The 23117-nt window shown below is 70.4% G+C and carries 25 protein-coding genes; 4 read left to right on the top strand and 21 right to left on the bottom strand.

What is annotated here, in order from left to right:
• Window positions 1-27 precede the first annotated feature (27 nt).
• The 3 genes from AB0E94_RS28000 to AB0E94_RS28010 are packed head-to-tail and all read left to right on the top strand — an operon-like array spanning window position 28 to window position 2837.
• Window positions 28-654, top strand: coding sequence for a DUF47 family protein (locus AB0E94_RS28000; protein WP_093619689.1), 627 nt, complete (start codon window positions 28-30; stop codon window positions 652-654).
• Between the two features lie 3 nt (window positions 655-657).
• Entirely contained in the window at window positions 658-1668 is a 1011-nt protein-coding gene (locus AB0E94_RS28005; protein WP_360331712.1) for an inorganic phosphate transporter, read from the top strand.
• Window positions 1669-1703: 35 nt separating this feature from the next.
• The gene (locus AB0E94_RS28010) at window positions 1704-2837 is read left to right on the top strand and encodes a hypothetical protein (RefSeq protein ID WP_360331715.1); all 1134 of its coding nucleotides are present in this window, start codon (window positions 1704-1706) and stop codon (window positions 2835-2837) included.
• Between the two features lie 48 nt (window positions 2838-2885).
• Here AB0E94_RS28010 and AB0E94_RS28015 read toward each other — a convergent pair whose 3' ends face one another.
• Both AB0E94_RS28015 and AB0E94_RS28020 read right to left on the bottom strand, forming a co-directional pair.
• A complete protein-coding gene (locus AB0E94_RS28015) occupies window positions 2886-3155 on the bottom strand; it encodes a LysR family transcriptional regulator (protein ID WP_360331718.1) in 270 nt (89 codons plus the stop codon).
• Window positions 3156-3401: 246 nt separating this feature from the next.
• The gene (locus AB0E94_RS28020; RefSeq protein WP_360331721.1) at window positions 3402-3815 is read right to left on the bottom strand and encodes a hypothetical protein; all 414 of its coding nucleotides are present in this window, start codon (window positions 3813-3815) and stop codon (window positions 3402-3404) included.
• Window positions 3816-4062: 247 nt separating this feature from the next.
• On the opposite strand from AB0E94_RS28020, the gene AB0E94_RS28025 reads away from it, so the two are divergent.
• The gene (locus AB0E94_RS28025) at window positions 4063-4245 is read left to right on the top strand and encodes a hypothetical protein (protein ID WP_360331723.1); all 183 of its coding nucleotides are present in this window, start codon (window positions 4063-4065) and stop codon (window positions 4243-4245) included.
• 123 nt (window positions 4246-4368) lie between these two features.
• Here AB0E94_RS28025 and AB0E94_RS28030 read toward each other — a convergent pair whose 3' ends face one another.
• The 19 genes from AB0E94_RS28030 to AB0E94_RS28120 form a co-directional block, all read right to left on the bottom strand.
• The gene (locus AB0E94_RS28030) at window positions 4369-5631 is read right to left on the bottom strand and encodes a helix-turn-helix transcriptional regulator (protein WP_360331726.1); all 1263 of its coding nucleotides are present in this window, start codon (window positions 5629-5631) and stop codon (window positions 4369-4371) included.
• A gap of 151 nt (window positions 5632-5782) precedes the next feature.
• Complete coding sequence (locus AB0E94_RS28035) at window positions 5783-6946, bottom strand: glycosyltransferase (protein ID WP_360331729.1); 1164 nt, start codon at window positions 6944-6946, stop codon at window positions 5783-5785.
• Between the two features lie 5 nt (window positions 6947-6951).
• Window positions 6952-7581 carry a GPP34 family phosphoprotein gene (locus tag AB0E94_RS28040; protein WP_360331732.1) on the bottom strand — a complete coding sequence of 210 codons (630 nt, stop codon included), beginning with the start codon at window positions 7579-7581 and terminating at the stop codon, window positions 6952-6954.
• A gap of 38 nt (window positions 7582-7619) precedes the next feature.
• On the bottom strand, window positions 7620-8474 hold the full coding sequence (locus tag AB0E94_RS28045; RefSeq protein ID WP_360331735.1) for an ABC transporter permease: 855 nt from the start codon (window positions 8472-8474) through the stop codon (window positions 7620-7622).
• Window positions 8471-9298, bottom strand: coding sequence for an ABC transporter ATP-binding protein (locus AB0E94_RS28050; RefSeq protein ID WP_360331950.1), 828 nt, complete (start codon window positions 9296-9298; stop codon window positions 8471-8473). Before AB0E94_RS28050 ends, AB0E94_RS28045 begins: the two co-directional genes overlap by 4 nt.
• 80 nt (window positions 9299-9378) lie before the next feature.
• Window positions 9379-10485, bottom strand: coding sequence for a nucleotide disphospho-sugar-binding domain-containing protein (locus tag AB0E94_RS28055; protein WP_360331738.1), 1107 nt, complete (start codon window positions 10483-10485; stop codon window positions 9379-9381).
• Between the two features lie 24 nt (window positions 10486-10509).
• Window positions 10510-10701: a transcriptional regulator gene (locus AB0E94_RS28060; protein ID WP_360331953.1), complete on the bottom strand. Its 192-nt coding sequence runs from the start codon at window positions 10699-10701 to the stop codon at window positions 10510-10512.
• Between the two features lie 89 nt (window positions 10702-10790).
• Complete coding sequence (locus AB0E94_RS28065; RefSeq protein ID WP_360331741.1) at window positions 10791-11252, bottom strand: hypothetical protein; 462 nt, start codon at window positions 11250-11252, stop codon at window positions 10791-10793.
• Window positions 11249-13810: an insulinase family protein gene (locus tag AB0E94_RS28070; protein WP_360331744.1), complete on the bottom strand. Its 2562-nt coding sequence runs from the start codon at window positions 13808-13810 to the stop codon at window positions 11249-11251. Before AB0E94_RS28070 ends, AB0E94_RS28065 begins: the two co-directional genes overlap by 4 nt.
• A 7-nt stretch (window positions 13811-13817) precedes the next feature.
• Window positions 13818-14675 carry a hypothetical protein gene (locus tag AB0E94_RS28075; protein ID WP_360331747.1) on the bottom strand — a complete coding sequence of 286 codons (858 nt, stop codon included), beginning with the start codon at window positions 14673-14675 and terminating at the stop codon, window positions 13818-13820.
• Window positions 14672-15286 (bottom strand): flavoprotein, encoded by a 615-nt coding sequence (locus AB0E94_RS28080; protein ID WP_360331750.1) that lies wholly within the window; start codon window positions 15284-15286, stop codon window positions 14672-14674. The genes AB0E94_RS28075 and AB0E94_RS28080 overlap by 4 nt, the downstream gene beginning before the upstream one ends.
• The gene (locus tag AB0E94_RS28085; protein WP_360331753.1) at window positions 15283-16248 is read right to left on the bottom strand and encodes an LLM class flavin-dependent oxidoreductase; all 966 of its coding nucleotides are present in this window, start codon (window positions 16246-16248) and stop codon (window positions 15283-15285) included. The genes AB0E94_RS28080 and AB0E94_RS28085 overlap by 4 nt, the downstream gene beginning before the upstream one ends.
• Window positions 16245-17984 (bottom strand): ABC transporter ATP-binding protein, encoded by a 1740-nt coding sequence (locus AB0E94_RS28090; protein ID WP_360331756.1) that lies wholly within the window; start codon window positions 17982-17984, stop codon window positions 16245-16247. Before AB0E94_RS28090 ends, AB0E94_RS28085 begins: the two co-directional genes overlap by 4 nt.
• A 1-nt stretch (window position 17985) precedes the next feature.
• The gene (locus AB0E94_RS28095; RefSeq protein WP_360331759.1) at window positions 17986-19008 is read right to left on the bottom strand and encodes a methyltransferase; all 1023 of its coding nucleotides are present in this window, start codon (window positions 19006-19008) and stop codon (window positions 17986-17988) included.
• A gap of 83 nt (window positions 19009-19091) precedes the next feature.
• Window positions 19092-19277 (bottom strand): LxmA leader domain family RiPP, encoded by a 186-nt coding sequence (locus tag AB0E94_RS28100; RefSeq protein WP_360331762.1) that lies wholly within the window; start codon window positions 19275-19277, stop codon window positions 19092-19094.
• 63 nt (window positions 19278-19340) lie between these two features.
• Window positions 19341-19523, bottom strand: a complete 183-nt coding sequence (locus AB0E94_RS28105; RefSeq protein WP_360331765.1) for a hypothetical protein — start codon at window positions 19521-19523, stop codon at window positions 19341-19343.
• A gap of 108 nt (window positions 19524-19631) precedes the next feature.
• Window positions 19632-20591 carry a T3SS effector HopA1 family protein gene (locus AB0E94_RS28110; RefSeq protein WP_360331768.1) on the bottom strand — a complete coding sequence of 320 codons (960 nt, stop codon included), beginning with the start codon at window positions 20589-20591 and terminating at the stop codon, window positions 19632-19634.
• Window positions 20588-21694: a class V lanthionine synthetase subunit LxmK gene (gene lxmK / locus AB0E94_RS28115; RefSeq protein ID WP_360331771.1), complete on the bottom strand. Its 1107-nt coding sequence runs from the start codon at window positions 21692-21694 to the stop codon at window positions 20588-20590. Before lxmK ends, AB0E94_RS28110 begins: the two co-directional genes overlap by 4 nt.
• Before the next feature lie 384 nt (window positions 21695-22078).
• A complete protein-coding gene (locus tag AB0E94_RS28120; protein ID WP_360331774.1) occupies window positions 22079-23056 on the bottom strand; it encodes a Gfo/Idh/MocA family oxidoreductase in 978 nt (325 codons plus the stop codon).
• Window positions 23057-23117: the final 61 nt, after the last annotated feature.

Consider the following 23117-nt stretch of genomic DNA (forward strand, 5'->3'; position numbering starts at 1 on the left):
TAAAGCCTGTTGATCGAGGTCCGCGCCGTGAAGTTCTCATTCCGCCCCGTCGAGGGGGCCTTCTACGAACTGTTCACCAGGGCGGCCTACAACCTGGTCAAAGGCACCGAGCTGCTGAACGAGCTGGCGCTGCCCGGAGTGGACGTCCAATCGGTCGCCGATCGGCTGAGCGATGTGGAGCACGACAGCGACTCGATCACCCATGAGCTCTACAAGAAGATCAACTCCACCTTCATCACCCCGTTCGACCGGGAGGACATCTACTCGCTCGGCTCCCAGCTGGACGATGTGATGGACCACCTGGAGGCGGCCGGCAACCTGCTCTACCTCTACGGCCTGACCGATCTGCCCTCGCTGCCGCGGGAGATGCACGAGCTGGTCACCGTGCTGGACCAGCAGGCCAAGGTGACCGCCGAGGCGATGCCGAAACTGCGCTCGCTGAAGGGTATGGAGGAGTACTGGATCGAGATCAACCGCCTGGAGAACGACGGCGACCGCGCGTACCGGATGCTGCTGGTCCGTCTCTTCTCCGGGGAATATGACGCGCTGACCGTGCTCAAGATGAAGGAGGTCGTCGACGAGCTGGAGGCCGCCTGCGACGCCTTCGAGCACGTGGCGAACACCATCGAGACCATCGCGGTCAAGGAGTCCTAGAGCGTGGATCCCGAACTCATCGCCGTCGTGGCGGTGATCCTCGCGGCGATGGCGTTCGACTACACGAACGGCTTCCACGACGCCGCCAACGCGATCGCCACCAGCGTCAGCACCCGCGCTCTCACCCCACGGGTGGCCCTGGCCATGGCCGCGGTCGGCAACTTCATCGGCGCGCACCTGGGCACCGAGGTCGCCAAGACGGTCGGCGACGGGCTGGTCGACCTGCCGATCGGCATCCCCAGCCTGGGCATCGTCTTCGCCGGCGTGCTCGGCGCCATCACCTGGAACCTGATCACCTGGTACTTCGGGTTGCCGTCCAGTTCGTCGCACGCGCTCTTCGGCGGTCTGGTCGGGGCCACCCTCTTCGCCACCGTGGGCGAGGTCCAGTGGGACAACATCATCAACAAGGTGCTGATCCCGATGGTGGTGTCGCCGGTGGTCGGCCTGATCCTCGGTTTCATCTTCATGGTCGCGATCATGTGGACCTTCCGGCGCGGGCACCCGGGGCGGCTCAACCGGGGTTTCCGCTGGGCACAGACCGTCTCGGCGGCGGGCATGTCGATCGGTCACGGCATGCAGGACGCGGCGAAGACCATGGGCATCGTGGTGCTGGCGCTCTACACCGGCGGGTTCCAGTCGGACTCGACGCACATCCCGGAGTGGGTGTACTGGACGTCGGCGGGTGTGCTCGCGGCCGGCACCTACGCGGGCGGGTGGCGGATCATCCGCACCCTCGGCCGCAAGATCATCGACCTGGGGCCGTCCGAGGGGTTCGCGGCCGAGACCGTGGCCAGCTCAGTGCTCTACTTCAACGCCCTGGTCCTGCACGCGCCGATCTCGACGACGCACACGATCACCTCGGCGATCATGGGCGTCGGCGCGACGAAGCGGCTCAGTGCGGTCCGCTGGAACGTGGCGGGCAACATCGTGATCGCCTGGATCACCACGTTCCCGGCCGCCGCGTTCTTCGCGTGCGTGTTCTACTTCGTGGTGCGGCCGCTGTTCGCCGCTTGAGTCCCGCACATCGTTATCCGTATATTGTGAAGTTTGTGAATATTACGGTGGATCGTGCGGGACTAGGGTTACTCATCTCCGCGGCCGGGGGCACCGTCGACGGGATCGCCACGGTGATCAGCGAGCTCGGAGCGGACGCCGTCGCTGCGGCGACGGTCGCCGAGCTTCTCTATCACGCGGACGTCCCGGCAGGCCCGGACGTCACGGTCGAGATCGGGTTGCGGCACGGCGACGACATTTTCCGGTACGAGGTACGCGTCACGCCGACCGATGTGCGGAGCCAAGCGCTCGGCGACACGGAGGTGAAGGCCGACGCGGCAGTGGTCCAGGACCTCACCGAGGTGGTCCGCGGCCTGTTCGGGCCGCGTGGCGCCCAGAGCAACGCGACCCGGGTGACACGCTGGGGGCACCTGGAGAACCCGGGCGCCTTCGACCGGCCGCTGCCGGTCTACGACGTGGTGCGTCGGCTCGCGGACGCGCTGGACCGTCCGTACGCGATCGGACTCGCCGAACTCTGTGTGCGTTACGGCTCGGACAAGTGGGGTCATCACACCTACCCGCGACGCTACGAACAGCACTTCGACCGGCTGCGCGACCAGCCGCTGACGGTTCTGGAGATCGGAGTCGGCGGGTTCGGCGACCAGCAGCGCGGTGGCGCGTCGCTCGACGTGTGGCGGCGCTACTTCCCGCGTGCCCTGGTCTACGGCCTGGACATCGTCGACAAGTCACACATGAGCGACCAGCGGGTGACGGTCCTGCAGGCCGACCAGTCCTCGCCCGCCGATCTGGCCCGGGTGCTGGAGGTGACCGGCACCCCGGACATCGTGATCGACGACGGGAGTCATGTCAGCGCCCACCTGCTCGCCTCGTTCGCACATCTCTTCCCGGCGTTGCGCGACGGCGGGCTGTACGTGATGGAGGATCTCCAGACCTCGTACTGGCCGACCTTCGGCGGGCTGGCCCACACCTACGACGACCCGGCGACCAGCCTGGGCTTTCTGAAGACGCTCGTCGACGGGCTGCACCACGAGGAGATCGTGGGCCGGACCGCGGCGCCGGCCGACGCCCATATCGGTGGCCTGCACTTCTATCACAACCTGGCGTTCATCGAGAAGGAGCACAACCTGGACGGCGGCGCGCCGTCCTGGATCCCGCGCGGCGCCCGCTGAGCACATGAGAAAGCCCCCGGGGATTCCCGGGGGCTTTTCGACGTCCGGTCAGGCGACGAGCGCGAGGTCTCCGGTGGTGGCCTTGATGCCGCGCATCAGGGTCAGCACCGCCTGCGCCGACGGCAGCATGAGCGCGCCGGTGCGGGTGATGGACGCGCCCGACGATGTCCGGACGAAGAGCTTCGCGCCGAGGGTCATCTCCAGGCATTTGATCTGGTAGCTGACCGCGGGCTGCGAGTAGCCCAGCGCCTTGGCGGCGAGATCCATCCGGCCGTGCTCGGCGACCGCCACGAAGGCTTGGAGTTCACGCTCGTTCATTACGACCCCCGTACGTTCGAACTCGATCAGTTGACTTCTGTCATCGCTGCGCAGTCATGAGCGTAATATCTGTAACAGGTATCGTCAATCACTGTCATCAACTTGAGTTCCCGCGAAAGCCCTGCAAGAGGCCACTCTCAGCGCTTTCACAGCTACCCGGCGGCGAGCTACCCGGGAGTAATACAGCGAGCCGCCCAGTCATAAGTCATGACTGGGCGGCTCGCCGGAGGACGGTTCAGGTCGAGGTCACCAGAGCGGTGCCGGGGTGCCGCAGGCGGTCGTGCTACCCGCCGAGCACAGGCGCACCGTGCTCGCCGGGCCGATCGTGAAGGTCTGGTACGTGGTGACGAACGACTCCGAGGCCGATCCGACACATGTCGCCGGGGACGTCCAGGAGACGCTCCCGGTCTCGATCACGGCCTGGAAGCAGCCGGTTCCGGTACCGGCCTTGATGGCGCCCTTCACGGTCGTGGTACGGCTGACACCGAGCGGGTGCTGCACGTGAGTGGTGGTGCCGGCGACCTGGGCACCCGCGTAGGACGCGGACCACGACACCGGGAACGCCGCCGCTCCGAAGGCCGGCGCGGCCGTGCTGACCGCTGTCGCAGTCATCACCACAGCGGCGGTCAGGACTCGGCGGAAATGGCGGGAAAGGGGCATGACTAACCTCCGACAGTGATCCGGCAATTGCGGCAGCGGACGCCCGGAAGAATTCGGCGTTCGACTGTGCTCGATGCCGGGGTCACCGCCGCGACAATTGCAACAACGCGGTTACCGGACCTCAACGCCGTATTGAAAGCTTCGAAACACTTTGACCATCGGGGGCGATCCCGGCGACTCCCGGTCATCCACAAAGTTTTCGATACAGGGTCCACAAGGCCGGCTCGGGACCGGTAGACATTGAGCCATGACGAAGACACCGCGCCACCTCGTGATGCCGACCCTTCTCGCCGCAGCCGCCATCGCCTTCACCGCCACCGACTTCACCGGCCCGCAGCCGGTCCCGACGGTGTCGGTGGCCGATGGGGAGATGCCGGTGGTCGTCCCGATCGACCCCAAGCCGCCGATCACCCAAGACTGGCCCTGGTGACCATCGATCACCTCTGGTCGGCCGCGGCATCGAGGGAGCCGCGTACGTCCTCCCACCGAAAGGCTCTCGCGTCCGCGCGGGAGCCTTTCCGCATGTCAGCCCATGTCCGTCAGGCTGTGTCCGTCAGGCTATGTCCGTCACTTCGCGCCAGATCTGGCTGGCCCGCCGGTACGCCGCCGCGGCCTCGGCCAGCTGCGCGGCGCGCCGCAACGACCCGACCGCCTCCTCGGACCGGCCGCAACGCCGCTGGGCACGCCCGACCGCGAGCACGAACCGCACCCGCTCGATGCCGGAAAGGTCGGCCTCGTCGACGGTCGCGGCGATCTCCAGAGCCCGTTCCGGCTCACCCACCGCCACCGCATACCGCACCTCGAGACTCGCCGCGGCCGACGGCGTCGCCGCGGTCTCGGCGGCGGCCATCGCGGCGCGGGCCGCCTCCATCCGGGTGGTGATCTCGTTCAGGTCGGCGTCCGCGTCCATCAGCGCGGAGACCGCGGCGACCGAGAAGCGCGCCCAGTCCCGGAGGGACGTGGTCGGGCTGGCCAGCATCTCGCGGGCCGACCGCAGGTGCTCCAGCGACCGGTCGACCTCGCCGATCCGGGCCATCGCGATACTCGCCACCCAGTGGGCCCGGCCGGAGATGGTCAGGCTCTTCACGTCGGCCGCCATCGCCACCATCCGGTCGACGATCCGGGTGATCTCGGCGCCACCGCCCGCGTCGCTGAGCACCGAGATGTGGACGGCGTGCAGGCGGACGTGCTCACTGCCGCCGACGAACGCGGTGTCGGCGATCTCGGACTGTGCCTGCTCGATGTGGGTGAACGCCTCGGTCAGCCGGCCCACGTCACGGGCCGCCGAGGCGAGGGCGATCCTGGTCCGGACCAGCGCCTCGGGCACCCCGGCCTGCTCGGCGACCGTGACCAGATCGGCAAGCAGGGCATACCTCGCGCCACGATCGTTGCGCTGCTCCAGGATCCGCTCCAGGGCCAGGCCGTGGCTGAGCATCGCGGCCGCCTGGCCACCCCGTTTCGCCTCCTCGAAGGCGCCGGTCAGCACCTGCTCGGCCCGGGGCAGGTCACCCTGGTCGACGGCGCTGCTGACGATCAGCTCGCGGGCCAGCTCGGCACCGGCCACCGCGGGCGGCGCCGCCGGCTCGGCGTCGGCACCGGTCAGCTCGGCCACCGGGACGCCCAGCACCTCGGACAGATGGGCGACCACCTCCGGCGTCGGAACGCGGGAGCCTTTCTCCAGCAACGAGATGTAGGACTGATTGACCACGCCCACGGCAAGATCGCGCTGCGACATTCCGCGCTCTATGCGCAGACGCCGCAAACGGCGCCCGAACTCGGGCTGCACAATTTGCGTGGTCATACGGCTTACCTGCATTTCATGTCGCTGACGGGAATGGTGTCGGCCGATTCTGCACGATACTCTCGGCCGGCTGTAGCGGGGGCCGCCCGTTCCTCCGTGGGGAGGAAGCCCCCGCCCGGACGGACGACCCCGGGGGAAGGTGACCGTCCGGGCGGGAGATCAGGGATCACACCGCTGATGACTGGAGCGTCATGGCGGGCGGCGTGATACGTCGGCGGGCCACCAGCCGGGCCAGAGCGGCACGCGCCACTCCGGGACCGCATCGAGCCGCCAGCGCCGGCCCTGCCGAGGCGGCCAGCCGTGGACCGAGCGAGTCGTCGCGCAGCACCCGGACGAGCTGCGCGGCCAGTTCCCCGGAGGTGCCGCCGACCAGCACGTCCCGTTCCGGCACCAGGCCCATGCCCTCGACCGCCACGGGTGTGCCCACCACCGGCACGCCGTACTCGACGGCCTCGCCGACCTTGCCCTTGACCCCGGCCCCGTAGCGCAGCGGCGCCGCCACGACCCGGGCCGCCGCGTAGAGCGGGCCCAGATCCGGTACCCATCCGTGGACCGTGACGCCGTCGCTCGCCAGGGCGGTCAGCTCGGGCGGGGCGGCGTCACCGACCAGGTCGACGACCGCGCCCGGTATTTCGCGGCGCACCGCGGGCAGGATCTCGGTGCACAGCCGTCGGGCCGCGTCGACGTTCGGCTGGTGCAGGTAGTTGCCGACGAACAGGATGCGGGCGCCGGTCACCGGCTGCCGCGTCGCGCCCGGCGGCCGGTGGATGTTCGACAGGACGTCGACGTCGGCGCCCGGCACCTCGTCCAGCAGCAGCCGCCGCTCGTCCTCGGAGACGACGAGTGTCACGTCGCACTCCCGGACCAGCATCAGTTCCAGGGCACGGGTGGACTCGGCGCGGGCTCGCAGGGTGTACCGGTCCGGTGTGCCGTCGGCGAAGGCCAGGTCGGCCTGCCGGCTCAACCGGTGGTGGTGCAGGTCGACCGTGTCGTACGCGATCACGCATTCCGGGTTGACGTCGCGGATCGACGCCAGCATCTCCAGGGCCGGCTCGGGGCGGCACAGGATGGCCGTACCGAAAAGGTGCCCTTGATCGGAAAGGAACCGTGACTGCCGCGCCCGGCCGGTCAGAACAGCGACGCCGCGCCCCCGCAACCGGTCCGCGTAGACCGGGTCCGCGGTGTCCCGCATCGGGAAGAACACCACCTGGTGGCCGAACGCCTGCAACTCGTCGATGATGCGGTACAGGCGCAGCGACCCGGAATCCCGGTCCGGGCTGGGCGCCTGGTGCTCGACGATCAGGACGGGCCGGGCTGCGGGGGCGGGCACGTCGATCAGCTCGCGGCGAAGAGGATGAAGGCGGGCAGCGTGTCCAGGCCGTGGAAGGCGTCCTTCAGCGGGCCGGAAGCCGCCGCGGTCTTGGCGATCTCCTCGGCCCGGGCCTTGACGGCCGGGTCACCAGCACCCGGCACCTGGCCGATGCCGTGCAGGATCGTGATCAGGACGGCGGTCTCCTCGTCGGGCCGGCCACCCTGCAGCGCGGCCGCGATGGCGTCGCGGACGGCCCGCTCACGGGTGGGGTCGGCGGCCGGCCAGGTCTTGACCTTGATGACACCGAGCACACGCTGCTCCTCGAGACGGATCGCCCCGTCCTCGGCGAGCAGCTCCAGCAGCGGCTTCCACGCCTCGTGGCCGGCGTTCTCAGCCGCCCAGCCCACCTTCGGTGAGTCGGAGAGCTTGGCGAGGGCGGCGTCCAGAGCGGCATCGCCGGTGGAGCCGGAGCCGACGATCTGAACCCGGGGCTCGGAGTCAGAGGTCGCCGGGATGGTCAGGCGGCCGGCCCGGACCAGGTCGAGCAGCACGGCGCTGCCCACCGCGCGGTGGCGCCGGCCCAGGTCGACGGTGCTCTTGCCGGTCTCGTCGTCGAGCAGGAGCAGGGCGAGGTTCTCGGCCAGACGGGACATTTCGGATCTCCTCGGTTGTTGGGAACGGGCGGTGTCGGTCAGGCGGTCTGACGGCTCAGGGCGCGGTCACGGCGGACGGTCATGGTCGAACCGCTCTCCCGGCGGGCGGCCAGGCGCAGCACGATCGGGGCGGCGATCAGACCGATGACTGCCCAGATCCCCAGTGCGGTGAACGTCTCCCAGTGCCGCCACGAGTCGCCAATCTCGGCGGTCAGCGCGCTGTCCGGCAGGAAGGCGGAACGGGCGCCCAGACCGAGCCAGTACAGCGGGGAGGCCTGGGCCACCAGCTGCGCCCAGTAGGGGAACCCGCCGACCGGGTAGAAGATGCCGGAGACGGCGGCGAGGGCGAAGACCGGCAGCATGATCAGACCGATGCTACGTGGACTCTCCACAAGGGAGCCGATGACGGCGCCCAGCGGCAGCAGGGCCAGCAGGCCCAGGGGAAGCAGCCAGGCCAGGGTCAGCCAGCGGCCGGCCTCGGTCAGGGTGAGGTCGTCGACCAGGACGGCGCCGACCGCGATCACCATGACCCACGCGAAGGCCACCATGCCCGAGATGAATATCACCTTGCCCGACAGGTAGGCGGCGATGCCCTGGGGCAGCGCCTTGAGCCGCAGCAGGGTGCCGTCCTCCCGGTCGACCACCAACTGCTGGGCCAGCATCAGCAGACCGTTGAAGCCGACACACATGGCGAGCAGGCTGGGCAGGACGAAGGTGGCCACCGACAGGTCGGCGCCGGGCAGCTTGTCGTCGCGCAGGAAGTAGAGCGGGCCCAGCAGGCCGAACAGCCAGACCAGATTGGTGGTCAGGTCCTGTCCGTTGGTGAGCACCTGGCGCAACTCGATCGCGCCGCGGCGGGCGCCCTGCGCCACCGCATGCCGGGTCGGATTCATCGGTTCGTCTCCGTCTCGCGTACCAGGGTCAGGTAGATGTCCTCGAGGTTCGGGCGGTGCACCCGCAGGTCCTCCGCGTCGCTGTCCCGGTCCAGGAGATCGCGCATGAAGGCGGACACGTCGGTGGTGCGCTCCCGGTGCGAGCGGCCACCGCTCGTCCAGGTCACCTCGGCGCTGGTGTCCAGGTCGCGGGCCAGCTCGTCGAGAGTGCCGTGGGCGGCGATCCGGCCCTGCGCCAGAATCAGCACCCGGTCCGCCAGCTTCTCCGCCTCGTGCAGGTCGTGGGTGGTCAGCAGGATCGTCATCCGGTCGTCGGCCAGGGCGCGGACCATCTCGTGGAACTCGCTGCGGGCCTGCGGGTCGAAGCCGACCGTGGGCTCGTCGAGGAAGAGCAGCTCGGGGCGGCCGACGATGCCGACTGCGATGTCCAGGCGCCGCCGCTGTCCGCCGGAGAGCGTGGCGATCGTACGATCCGCGTGCTCGGTGAGACCCACCTTGGCGAGCAGCTCGTCGACGTCCCAGGGATCCGACACGTACGGCAGGTAGAAGCCGGCGAAGTGGTGGAGCAGCTGCCGGACCCGCCATTTGCCGTGGTCACGCCAGGACTGCAGGACGATCCCGAGCCGGGCGCGCCAGGCCTCGTCGCCGTGGGCCGGGTCGGTGCCGAGCACCGTGACCGCTCCTGCCGACCGCAGCCGGAAGCCCTCCAGGATCTCGATCGTGGTGCTCTTGCCGGCGCCGTTCGGGCCGAGCAGCGCCACGATCTCACCGCGACCGATGTCGAAGTCGATGCCGCGCAGCACCTCATGGGCGCCGTAGGACATCCGCAGATCGCGGACCCCCACGACCGTCTCCGTGGCGTTCTCGCTGGTGGCGCTCGTGTCCGGCGCCGTCGTCGTGATCGTCATACCGCGCTTCCCTCCAGTAGATGCGTCTCGATGAAGTCGGCCGCCACCGGCGCGCCGCCGGACCGGCCGATCTCGGCCCGCATCGCCTCCAGAGCGGCACGGGTGCCCGGGTTCGTGGTGAGTTCCTCGGCCGCGGCCCGGACCGCCTCGGCGGAGAATCGCTCCGGGGTGATCGCCCGGCCCACCCCGAGGGCCTGCACCCGCGCCGCGGTCAGGAACTGCTCGACGCCCTGTGGCACCACCACCAGCGGCACGCCCTGCGTCAGCCCCTCCAGCGCGCTCCCGGCACCGCCCGCGGTCACGAAGACCTCCGCCTGCTCGAGCACCCGGACCTGCGGCACCCAGCGGTGGACCTCGACGTTGCCGGGCAGGTCACCCAGTTCCCGGGCGGTTCCGGCGTCACCGGTGGCGATCACGACGTGCCAGCCACCGGCGGCCAGCCCTTCGGCACAGCGGATCAACACGTCGGTCCGGCTGTTGTAGGTGGTGCCGAGAGACACCAGCGCCACCCGCGCACCGGCCGGTGCGGTCCAGTCCCCGTCGGTGCTCCGGCGCCACGGCACCGGTCCGACGAAGAGGTGCTCCGGTCCCACCTGATCCGCGTTGACCTGTAGTGATCGCGGCATGGCGACCACGCACGGGCGGACCTCGGGAACCACCCGGACCGGGGCGCCGATCTTCTCCTCGGCACCGTGGAAGAACACGTGGGTCGGCGAGAACTGCACCTGCGGCACACCCCAGCGGGCGGCGAGCAACGGAGCGTACGCCGTGACCGAGTCGTGGACGACCAGGTCGGGCCGGTCGTCGCCGTAGGCCGCGGCGATCTGCGGCAGCGCGGCGTCGCGCTCCCGGCCGAACATCCGGGCCGCCTGCCGGCCGTCGTCACTGGCGGCCAGCCAGCCGTCGCCGGGTGCACCACCGGCCGGAAAGGTCGACAGGTACGTGACCGGTGTCGCACCGGTCTCGGCGATCAGCGGGGCGAAGGCCGCACCGGAGGCGAAAGTCACCCGGTGGCCACGGTCGACGAGCTCGGCGGCCACTCCCAGCATCGGGTTGACGTGGCCGTGCAGCGGAACGGACATGAGCGCGATGTGCGATCGCATCGGTGCGCCTCCTTTCGGGATCGATCAGGCGCCGGCGAGTGCCCGGAGCCGTGCGAGATGAGCGATTAGGACAGTTCTACCGAGAGGTGTGAGCTCGGCCCAAGCGTGGATTCGAGAATTGAATGGCTCCTTGCGCAGGCGGACGTAACCTGCCGCGTGCAAGATCCTGAGCTGCATGTTCACGGCCGAGTTGCTCAGTCGCAGGCTGTCGCGCAGGGTCTCGCAGGACAGCGCCGAGACCCGGCTGAGCATCGAGCAGATCTGCAGCCGCTGACGCGGGACGAGCACCTCGTCGAGGCCGGCCGTCATGCCGGCCGGGCCAGATCGCGGGTCAGGGCGACGTCGACGTGACGCCCACCGATCACCGTGCCCACCAGCACCGCCACACCGGCCAGCGCGGCACCACCGCGGACGTCGAGGCCCCACTCCAGGCAGAGCCCCACCACGATCAGCACGGTGCTGACCGCGGCGAGCTTCACCGCGATCCGGCGGGTGCCGCGGGTCGCCGACCAGCGGTCGAGGCGGATGCCGGTGACGTGGCCGGCGATCATGTTCACCACGATCGGCACGACCAGCAGGCCGAGGATCACGCCGTACGGGATCCAGTGCCAGCCGAGGGACACCGCGCCGAACGGCAGGAACAGCGAGACCCCCAGCGCCGGGTGGTACCAGCCGGGAGTGGCCGACCGGCGGGCCAGCTCCTCGCCGCTCTCGGTGGCCGCCTCGACCGCCCGGTACGCCGCGAACGGGTCGACACGCTTCGTCATGGTCCGATCTCCTTCACTATCAGGCCCGGGCCCGGGTCGTCACCGAGCATCACCAGGTGGTCCATCGCTCCGAACAGGTCATGGGCGGCCGCGCTGAGCTCGGCCGGGCCGGGTGTGCCGAGCAGCGCCGGCCGCCGGATCACCCACTCCAGGCCACGGCCCGCCGCCGTGGTGTGGCGCAGCGCGTCGGCGAGCCGGGCCGGTGAGTCGAAGGCCGCGAGCATCTGCGTGGTGCAGTAGCGGCCGGCCGCCGTCACCTCGTCGACCGGCGGTGGCTCGGCGATCAGCGCGCGCACCTCGGCGCGGACGCCGTCCACGACGGCGTCGACCTGGTCGCGGGGCATCGTCAGCCGGATCGAGGCCCGCCGATACCCGGCCAGCACGTCCCGGCGGGCCAGCATCACCAGTTCGGCGTTTCCCAGACGGCGGCACAGGGCGGCCAGCCGTGCCTCGCTGGTGCCGCCGAGCAGGGCGGTCGTCAGATAACGGGCCGACTCGGACGACCCGTCGTCGGGCTCGCGTCCGTTGAGGGTCAGGTGCACCACGGGACCGGCCGGGTCGGGCACCACGAGCAGCCCGCCGCCCTCGGCAGGCCGCGGCCGCGGCGCGGGACCGGCGGTGAGCCAGCCCGCGAGAGCGGCACCGGCCTCGTTCCGCAGACCACCGGCGGACAGCGGGCCGACCAGGACGAGGGTCGCGTCGACCGGCCGGAAGATCCGCCGGTGCAGGGTGGTCAGGTCGCCGGCCGGGCCGTCCACCGGTTCACCGGCCCACAGCCGGCGCAGCGCGTCGTCCATCCGCTGATTCGGTGCCGGGGGCGCAGCCGGTTGCGGCGGCAGTGGACGGTGTTCGGGCAGCTCACCCGGCTGGACCAGGTCGGCCACCACGGTGAGCAGAGTGGTCAGCCCGGTGGGCGGGGCCCAGCCGGTGACGTCCGCCCACTGGCCGTCCTGGGACAGGTGCAGTTCTCCGCCGACGGCGGAGACCCTTCGGGCGGCATCGGTACGCGCTCCGAGCACCCGCAGCAGGTCGGCGACCCGCTCCGGATCGCGCCACCCGTCCGGCCCCAGCGGCACCCGCAGCCGCAACTCCACCACCGGCGCCCGGTGATGAGGCACGGCGACCACCCGCAGCCCGTTCGGCAGCCGGCTCTCCCGCGATCCGGCCAGGTCCGGCGCAACCGGCTCACCCAGCGGCGGCATCACCCGTGGCCCGCCCGGCGCGGCACCGAGTTCGGCGGCCGTACGGCGGTTGCGGGGTGGCGCCGGCGATTTCTGCGGTCCGGCCTCCGGCGGCTCCGCGGGCGGCAGATGCTCGTCGAGACGACCGGGCGGGCCGGCGATCAGCAACGTCCGGGACGACTCGGCCAGTGTGCCGGCGGCCTGCGCGACCTGATCCGCGGTGGTCCCGGCGAGCAGGTCGACCAGGTCGTCGACGAGTTCGGCCCGCTCGAAGAGCACCTCGAAACGGCCCAGTGCGCGGCACCGCTCCTCGATGTCGGCGTGCCGTCGCAGATGCTGGGCGGCCAGTTCCCGGGCGGCCCGGGGCGCGTCGTCACGGACGGCCGTGGGGCCGCTCAGCCGGTGCCACTCGGCGACCAGTTCGGTGGCGAAGCCGTCCGGCGTCACACCGTCCGGCAGCACCGAGGTGACCACGAAAGCGTCCGGGGCCAGCGCATCGAGTGGCCCGAAGAACCCGCAGCCGGCGTGGGTCCGGGCCGAGCCCGGATGCCGCCACCGTGCGGCCAGCCGGGCCAGCACCATGTAGGAGACGTAGTCGTGCAGCCGGTCGCCCGGGTCGGGCAGCCGGTAGCCGAGCGCCAGGGCCAGCCGGGTCACACCCGGCACCACCAGCCCGGCCCGGCGGTGCTCGTCGGCGGGCGGCTCGGCCCGGTCCGGAGGCGGATCACCGGCCCGGCCCGGCACGTCACCGAAGTGGCGTTCGACAAGCGTCCACACCTCGTCCGCCGAGTGCGGGGTGACGATCGTCAGAACCGCACCGGACGGTACGTAGGTGGCGTCGAAGAAGGCCGCGCAGTCGTCCACCGTCACGTCCCGCAGCTTGGCGATCTCGCCGTACCCGTCGTGCGCGTTGACCAGCGACCGGAACATCACCGCGGGCAGGGCCGGCCAGGGCAGCCGGCCGTACCGACGGCCGTCCCGCATGGTCGCGATCTCCCGGCCCACCTGGAACAGCTGGGACGCCAGCTCCGCTTCGGTGAACAGCGGCGCGCGCATCCGGTCCGCCTCCCGGAACAGCGCCTGCTCCAGCGCCTCCGCCGGCACCACCTGGAAGTAGTCGGTGTAGTCGGGGTGCGTGGTGCCGTTGGCGGTGCCGCCGAGCGGGTGCAGGTCGTCGTAGAACCGTCCGCCCGGCAGACTCTGGCTGCCCCGGAACATCAGATGCTCGACCAGGTGGGCGAGACCCTCACTGCCGGGTGGCTCGGACCGGAAACCGGCTCCGTAGTGGACACTGACCGCCGCACGCGGGGTCGGCCAGTTCGGCTGGATGAGTACGCGCAACCCGTTCGGCAGGGTGCGCCGGTGCAGGGTGGTCATGACTTCCTCACACGGACAGCAGGTACCGGGCGAACCCGGTGTACTTGTCGAAGACCTTCGGCTCCCAGCCGACGTAGGCGGTGTAGTCGTGGGCGTGCAACAGGACCCGTAACGCGACGAAGGCTCGCCAGTGTTCGGGCAGCTCACGGTCGTACCCATCGAGCAGTGCCTTGATCAGCCGTTGCCACGCCGCCTTGTCACCGCCCAGGTACCACTGCAGTTCGACGAGTTCGCCGAGCACCCAGCCCAGGTCGAACCACCAGGGGGCCCGGCAGACGTCCTCGCCGGCCAGCGCGTCCGCGGCGTCACCGGACTCGGCGATCACCAGCGAGCCGAGACCGGGTGCGCCGTGCGACAGGACCGCCTCCTCGGCCGGGATACGGTCGGTCAGTTCACGGACCCGGTTCCAGGCGGGGATGCCGAGACGGGGCCGGAGCAGCGATTCCGCGTATGCGACGCGCGGATCCGGTGCCCGCCCGTCCAGCCAGGTCGCGAACCGGGTCAGCCCGCGGGGCGGCGCCAGATCAACCGGCGCCGGCTGCTCGTGCAGGGCCCGCAGAGCGGCGCCGAGCCCGTGCAGCACCGGGGCGAACGCCTCGTCCGGGCCCTCCCGCAGCAACCGCCCGGCCACCGCCTCCCGGTTGCGGACGTCGTAGATCCGGTCGTCGCCGTCGGCGGTCCCGACGACCCACCGCACGCCCCCGGTCTCCCCCTCGGGGAACGTCCCGGTCGGGACGAACGGCGCCGGGGCCAGCGGCCCCGGACCCCGTCGCCACCGATGACCACCATCAGGCAGCGGCCGTACGGTCGTGTGCAGCAGTCCGGTGCCGAAGTCCCGTACCGGCTCGGCCAGGGTGGCGGTCACCGGAGGATCCCCACCGGTTGCAGCCGCCGCCGGCGCTCTTCCAGACGCCGCAGCGCCTCCGGCATCGGCGGGCACACCCAGCCGTCGTCGCGTCCGGTGGTGAGACTGCGCCCGGGCATCGGCGGCACCAGGGCGACCGTTTCCCGGCCGGCGAGCGTCGCCCAGTGCTGCTGGAAGGCCGGGCTCTCCAGACCGCCCGGTGGCAGCGCCGGCGCGATGCCGACCACGGCCCGGGTGCACTGCAGGGCCAGCAGCACCGGGGAGTCGGCGAGGCCGAGGGCGAAGCGGGTGACGAAGTGGAAGGTGGCCGGATAGACCAGAACCCCTTCGGCCCACTCGGCCCACTCGACGTGTTTGGCCCCTTTGACCTCGTCCCACGCATCGATGGCGAACTCGCCCCCGGTACGCAGGTCGAGCGCGTACCGGGTGACGAACCGCTCGGCGCTGCGAGTGGCGACGAGCCGTACGTCGAGATCGGGGTACGTCTCCGCGATCCAGTTCAGCCAGGTCGGCACGTTGCTCGCGGCGGCCGAGCCGGTGACCACGAGAAGCAGCCGGTGCAGACCGAGAACGGGTGTGTCGAGGAACTCCAAGGGAGGCCCCTCGCTCATGTCGCCACCTCCTCCAAAACGGTCGTGAGGTCCTTGATGACGGTGCTCCCGCCGTGCCGCATGCAGACGCCGGCCATGTTGAGGGCGACCTCGTCGGCGCCGGCCGCGGCGAACTCCTTGATCGCCACAGCCAGCTCGTCGCGGTCTCCGTACAGGAAGGCGCCGCCGTCGATCAGGGCCTGCCCGCTGGCGCGGGGGTCGGCGGTCATGTCCACGTCGATGCCCGACCGCTGGAGCATGTCGATGTAGTGCGGCAGGCTCATGTGGCCGCTGTTGCTGATCAGAGCCAGCTCGACCGGGTCGCGATCCGGCGCGCGCAGTGCCATCGGCACTATCGCCACCAGTCTCGGCATCGGCCGTCCGGCCCGTTCGGCGCCGCGGCGCAGTGCCGGGACGACCGTGTCCCGCAGGTACGACGCCGAGGTCAGCCACGTGATCGCCACGTCGGCGACCTCACCGGCCAGCTCGGCCATCCGCGGGCGCAGCACCCCGAGCCCGATGTCGACCGGCGGCCGGGGGAAACGGGTCACCGACATCCGGGCCTGGAAGTACTCGCCCTGGAAGTCGACCTTGCCGTCCTCCAAGAGGGCGCGCACCACCGTCACGTACTCACGGATCGCGTCGAGCTGGCTGCGGTACGCCGCGCCGAGCAGAGTCTGCTGCAGCGACTTCCCGCCCGGACCGAATCCCGCCACGAACCGGTGCCCGCTGGCCACGGCCATCGTCTGGGCGCGCAGCGCGGCGTCGTACGGGTGCAGGAACGGCATGAGGTTGACCGAGGTGCCCATCGGGACCCGGAACCCGCTGGCCGCCGCGTGCGCGAAGGCGATGTGGGTGTCACCGACGTTGCCCTGTCCCTGCCACAGCCGTGAGGCGGACGTCCATTGGGTCAGGGCCGCGTACGGCACCAGTTGCTCCGGTCGCCGCGGGGCGAACGGCATCATGATCGAGTAGTCGGTCATCGCAGTGCTCCCGTCCCGAGCATCTGCCCGTGAACCAGATCGGCGTAGTTGGGGCAGTCGTTCATCAGGTCGTCGTGCGAACCCTGGCCGACCACCAGGCCGGCCTCCATCACCACGACGTGCGCGGCGTGCCGGATGGTGGAGATGCGGTGCGCGACGACGAGCACCGCCCGATCCGCGGCCAGCTCGTCGACCAGGTCGCGGAGCTTCTGCTCGTTGATGCTGTCCAGGTGCGACGACGGCTCGTCGAGGAGCACCAGCGGCGCGTCGGTGAGCATGGCCCGGGCGATCGCCAGGCGCTGCCGCTGACCACCGGAGAGGTCGACGTCGCCGGCCAGGACCGTGTCCAGCCCGTCCGGCGTCCGGCGGATCTCGTCGGCCAGGCCGACCCGCTGCAGCACCGACATCAGCTCGCCGTCGGAGAACGCGGACTCGCCGCGGCCGAGGGTGAGGTTGCGGCGCACCGAGTCCTGCACCGAGCTGGAGGCCTGGTCCACATAGGCCACCCGGCTGCGCAACTCGCTGAGCGGCCACTCCCGCACGTCGCGGCCGAGGAACCGGATGCTGCCGCCGTCGACGTCGGCGAACCGCTCGATCAGCTCCATCGCGGTGGTCTTGCCGGCGCCGGAGAGGCCGACGACGGCGGTGAGGCCACGCTGCGGCACCTCGAAGGAGACGTCCCGCAGGATCGGTTCCGATCCGTAGGCGAAACGCACCCGGTCGAAGCTCACGGCCGGGCCCGGCGTCACGGCGGTGGCCGTGGTCTCCCGCGGGCTCTGCTCCTGTGGCATGTCGAAGAGGCCGGTGAATCGGTCCCGGGCCACCACGCCCATCTTCAGCGCGGTGATGCCGGACGCGATCATCATGAACGGGCCGGTCAGCTGAAGCAGGTAGAGCAGGAACGCGACGAAGTCGGCCAGACCGAGGTCACCGGCGACAAGCCGGGCGCCACCTCCGGTCACCACCGCGACCAGCGCGATCTGCTGGCCCAGGGTGACCACGGGGGTCATCAGGGCCTCCATCTTGGCCGCGCCGATCTCCCGGTCGGCGAGCTGCTGGGCGGTTCCGGCGAGGTCGGACGTCACGTTCGCCTCGGCCCGGTACGCCTTGATCACCTTGACCGCGTCGACCGCGGCCGAGAAGCGCTGGGCCAGCAGGCCGGTGGACTCCTGGACGGCCGAGTAGCTGCTCCGCAGCTTCTTGACGACCAGGAAGATCAGGGCGATCGCGACAAGGAACGCGCCGACCGTGACGACCAGCAGCAGCCAGTCGAGAAAGCCCATGATCACCAGCGTGCCGACGGCCGTGAGGCCGGCGATGGGCAGCTGGATCGGGCCGACGTCGATCAGTTTCTTCAGCCGGCCGGTGTCGGCGGTGATCCGGCTGACCAGGCTGCCACTGCCCTCACGACGGACGTCGGAGACCGGCAGTCGCAGCACGTGGCCCATGGTCCGGACCCGCAGCCGGTAGATCATCCGCTGGCCGAGGCGCGACAGCAGGAACGTGGCGACCGCGTTCGCGGCCGCCGAACCGATACCGAGAACGATCAGCACGACGGTCCATCGGCCACTGCCGGCCTGGCCGAGGTCGGCGATCAGACGGCCGACGGCCCACGGCAGGGCCAGCGTGCCGACTGTGGAGAGCAGGGCGAGGACGGCGATCGTCACGACGGTCAGTGGGTGGCCGGCGGCGAGTTCCCGCAGCAGGCGGTGCCGGGTGGGCGCGGTGTCGGTCATGTCAGGCCGCCGTGAATTCGAGGAGGGTCCGGACCGCCGTGCCCGGTCCGCGCCAGGTCAGCCGGAGTCCGGCCGCCGCCGCGAGCTGCTCGATCTGCTCGGCCGAGCGGGCCGGGGCGGGCATCATCGAGCGCATCTGCAACTCGGCACCCGGACCGTTGATCGGCATGGCGATGTCGGCGACGAGCACCCGGCCGTGATCGGCGGCCGCCTCCCGGCAGCGCTTGAGGATCAGGATCGCGTCGTCGTCGGTCCAGTCGGCCAGGATGGCGGAGAGCACGTACACGTCCCGGCCCTCCGGCAGCGGCTCGAAGAAGCTGCCCTCGACCGCCTGCAGCCGGTCGGCCACTTCGGAGCGGGCGAAGCGGCGACCCGCCTCGGCGGCGGCATTGTGCAGGTCGAGCAGGGTGCCGTGCAGGTGGGCGTGGGCGCGGACCAGGGCCAGGGTGAGGACGCCCAGGTGACCGCCCACGTCGACGAAGCTGCGGGCACCGGACCAGTCGTACTCGGTCACGATGGCGCCGGCGTCCCAGCCGAGCCGACCGCCGGCGACGTGCTCCCGGTCGGCGAGAGCGGCGTGCTCCTGCCACTCGGCGACGAACTCGGTGTCGTTGTTGACCGTCTCCCAGAACGGGCGGCCGAACGCGGCGGCGTAGCCGGGCTCGCCGGTCCGCACGGTGTGGTCCAGGCGCAGCAACGCGAGGGTGCTGCTGCCGGTCATGTTGTCGTTGCGCAGCAGAGCTCGCACGCTGCGCGGATTGTCGGAGAGCAACGGCTCGGCGAGTGGGGTCAGGGCGTACGTGCCGGCCTCGTCCCGCAGGAACAGGCCGATCTCGGCGAGATACCGCAGCAGCGAGTCGGTGACGTCATACTTCGTTCCGGCCCGCCGGGCGATCTCGCCGGCGGTGGTGGCCCCGGCCGCGACGTGATCCGCGATGCCGAGAGTCGCAGCCGCGCGCACCGCGGCCGGAGTCAGAAGGTCGGTCATGGTCATCAGCTGCTGGAACGGCGCAAGATCTGTCATATCGGGGCTACCTCTGCAAATCAGGCCAGCGGTGGGCCGGAGGGGGCACCGGCCCACCGCTGAATGGCGTGGGTGTTACCGGCTCAGCAGCCGTCGTCGATGGTCTTCGAGACGACCTGGCCGCTCATCCAGCTGACGCTGGCGGAGACGATGACGCAGCCCGGCGTGGTGGCCGGAGCGTCCGCGACGGCCGAGACGTCGATGTCCTCAGCGGTGCTGTAGGTCTCGTAGCCGGCGAGCAGTTCCTCGATGTTGTTCTTGTCAGACATTTCGCTCCTTCGATGATCGTTTGGTGCGGAAAACCCGGTCGGTCCGGGAACTCAGGGGGCTGATCAGCAGGTGGCCTCGTAGGTGGCCGCGGTGATGAAGCTGATGCTGGCGCCGACGCAGTACCAGGTGGTGGCGGGGGCGTCCGCGACGGCCGACACGTCCAGCGACTCGGAGTCGTCGAGGTAGGTCTCGTAGGCCGAGACGAGTTCGACGATGTTGTCGTTCTGGGTGACGTCGTTGCTCATTGCGGTTCTCCTTCTAGGGTTTGATGTGGTGTGAAGCACTGAGCTCCAGACTGGAGACGCCGGTTCGACCTCCCCAGCGAGTGAGCTCAGGTCTTCGGGATGGTGCGGTCAGGCGGGCAGGTTGCGGGCCGGGTTGAGTGGGTCGATGCCGGCCTCCCGGAATCGGCTCACCACCAGCGGGATCCGCCGGTCCAGGTCCTCGCCGGCCTCGACGAGCGCGGCGGCCAGGACGGTGGCGCGGTGCTGACCGAAGCTGAGTCCCTGCCGGCCCGGCTTCGGGTCGGCGGGCTCGGCGGCGGCGCCGACACCGGATGCGATGCGGTCGACGAGCACCGAGGTGTCGTCGCCCAGGCCGGGCAGGCCCTGGACCAGTTCGGCGAGATCGTGGACGAGGTCGTCACGGCCGCCGGTGAGGTAGACGACGATCGCGTCGCGCCTCGGGTAGAGCTCACGGGACGACAGGACCTTCGCCCGGTACGCCGCCTGCTGCTCCTCCAGGAAGGTGAGCACTCGTCCCCAGGCCGGAACGGCGGTGTCGGTGCTGTCGAAGTGCAGGTAGATCCGCCGCACCCCGCGCGAGGCGTCCCGCCGTCGGGTGCCGTCCACCAGGAAGAAGCCCGGCGAGAGGCCGGCCCGCCACGGTGGCAGCGACAGTCGTACCTGCTCGCCCGGTGCGAACCCGGACGTGGTGACCACGTCGAGCGGCACCCAGACCCGCAGTCCTTCGCGCTCGACCAGGAGGCGCTTGCGGCCGGACGGATCCTGCTGCACCGCCGAGCGGGCGATGGCCGGAACCTCGATCCGCTGGTGCGGTACCTGGGCGATGAACTGCTGCTCCAGGGCGTCGTCGCGCAGTCGGGTGGGCACCTGCCCGTCCGGCTGACCGGAGTGCAGGACGTTGTAGAGCGACTCGGCCAGCAACCGGCGCAGCTCCCGCGGGAAGTCCGCGGCGACCTCACGGCCGCCGACCACCGCTGTGCAACGGTCCGCCGAGATCCGGATCTGACTGATGGCCTCGCGTACAGCCGGGGCGAGCTCCTCCGCCCGAGGCTCTGCCTGCAGTGTCATCGGGTACCTCCGAAACCGAGGGTGATGGCGAACTTCTCCGGGTTGACCAGGGCGGCCCGGCCGACGCCGGCCGCGGCGCGCTGGATCGCGGACAGCCGCGCCGAGGACAGGGCCCCGGCGATCAGGCGGTCCAGCAGGTGCCAGCCGGCGAAGGCGGTGGCCCGTACCGCGAGCCCGGGGTCGTCGTCCAGGTCCGGCCGCACCTCGCGGTACGCCTCCCAGAACGCTCCGACCAGGGGCAGCAGCCGGCGCATCTTCTCGACACCGCGCTGCAGCACCAGCTCGTGGGTGAACTCGGTGTCCACGAAGGCCTCGTCACCCCGGTTGGTCACCAGGTCGAGCACCGACCGGAAGATCCACTCGCCGGCGAAGGCGCCGACGTCCCGGGCCGGGTCGGCCAGCCGGAACTCCTCCCAGTCGGTGATGAAGAGCCCGTCCTCGCCGATCAGGAACTGGTCGACCCGCAGGTCGCAGTGCGACGGCACCCGCGGCGCGGTCTCCTCGGCCTCGCGCAGGCGCTTGACCGCGGCGATCAACTCGGGGTCGTTCTGAAGCAGTCGCCAGGCCTCGATCTCGCCGGCACTACTGCCATGGAAAATCGAGAGCGGCAGCCCCTCCAGGAAGTGCACCGGCGGGAACGCCGGCGTCGTGGCGTCCAGTTCGAGTTCCGCCGACGGCTTCGTGGCGTGCAGCCGGCCGATCGCGGCGCCGACCTGGCGGGCGTGCTCCAGGCTGAACGTCTCGTCCACCATCAGCGTCGCGCCGTTGACCGCGTCGTCGATCCTCTCGAACACCACGATGCGATTGCTCTCATCGCTGCCGACCAATTGCGGCAACCAGGTCTCGTCGAATTTTGAATCCGCCGCGTAGCGCTCGAAATCGAGCATCCGGCGCATTCTCCGTCCGGTTTCCTCGTGCTGCCCCTTCAGTCGTTTCACAAAGACCTTCCGGCCGGCGGTGGTAACGCCGGTCCAGGCGTCGTTACGACCGATCGGCGACGAGACGGTCTCCCGGACCATGGTCCCCACACCAAGATTGACCAGCAGCTGGTCGATCTCGGGGACCGAGTCCAGGTCGATCGGTATCACCTTTTTCGTGACCACCGCCGCCCACCTTTCGACAACCGTTAGCGGGCACAGAAAACCCGTGCCACACTTACCGAAAATTGATTACCTCCGCTTGGCTTCCCGGTTCTTCTTTCGTTCCGTTCGCCGTGCGGTGTGATTAGAGATAATCATGGGCGGGCATCAGTCACAAGGCGCCGCCGGAGCGCCAGATCGAATTCGTTTCCGTCAGCGGGCCCCTATTTGTCCGGTTCTTCCGGCCGGTGCGCTCACCTTCGGGCGGCTGACCTCGGCGTTCGTGGTTCCCGGGTGCGTTCGAACATTCGCAAGTGGACCGAGGTCACCGTCAGCGCGCCAGAAAAGGCCCCTGACATGCGAAAACGCCCCTCCGAAAGGTCCGGAGGGGCGTTGCGGAAAAGTTGGCTAGTAGGACACGCCGATCTGCTCGCGCAGGGCGTCCAGCAGGGCCATCACCTCGAGAGTGGTGTTGTGCGAGACCAGCGGGCTCTCCAGCTCGCCGGCCAGCAGGGCACGCTGCACCTCGGCCGCCTCGAACTGGTAGCCGCTGCCCTCGAACGGGAACTCGAACGTCTCCGGCTCCTGACCGGTACGGCTCAGCGTGAACGAACGCGGCACGAAGAAGCCCTCTGGCAGGTCGATCCGCCCGGTGGTGCCGGTGATCGATGCCGCGTTCCGGCTGGGGCCGTTGATGCTGCATGTCAGCGCGGCCACCGCCCCCGACTCGTAACCGAGCAGCACACCCGTGTTCTCGTCCACCCGCTCCGGGGTCAGGTGCGCCCAGCCCTGCGCCGACGCCGGCACACCCAGCATCGTGTGGACCAGGTGGATCGGATAGACGCCCAGGTCGAGCAGCGCGCCACCACCCAGGGCCGGGTCACGCAGCCGATGTGACGCCTCGAACGGGCCCTGCAACCCGAAGTCGGCGTGAATCGCGCTGACCTCCCCGATCGCGCCCTCGGCGACCAACTGGGCGATCCGGCGGATGGCCGGGTTGCAGCGCATCCACATGGCCTCCATCAGGAACACGCCGCGGGTACGGGCCGCCTCGATCAGCAGCGCCGCCGACGGCAGGTCCAGCGTGACCGGCTTCTCCACCAGGACGGCCTTGCCGGCTTCGACGCAGAGCATCGCCGCCTCCAGGTGGAACGCGTGCGGCGTGGCCACGTAGATCACGTCGACGCCCTCATCGGCGGCCAGCTCCGCGTAGGAGCCGTACGCCCGCGCGAACCCGTGCCGCTCCGCGAACGCCTGCGCGCTCGCCAGGTTCCGTGAGCCGACCGCGGCGAGCTCCGCGCCCGCCACGAGCGGTAGATCTGCGGCGAATGTGCTGGCGATCCCGCCGGGGCCGAGTATCCCCCAGCGCACCTTCTCTCCCGTCATGATCGATACCGTATCGCCCGGACCGCGCCCGGAGGCACGATCGTCCGTGACCTGACCGCTC

Source organism: Actinoplanes sp. NPDC026670 (assembly GCF_040638175.1).
Classification (GTDB): Bacteria; Actinomycetota; Actinomycetes; order Mycobacteriales; family Micromonosporaceae; genus Actinoplanes.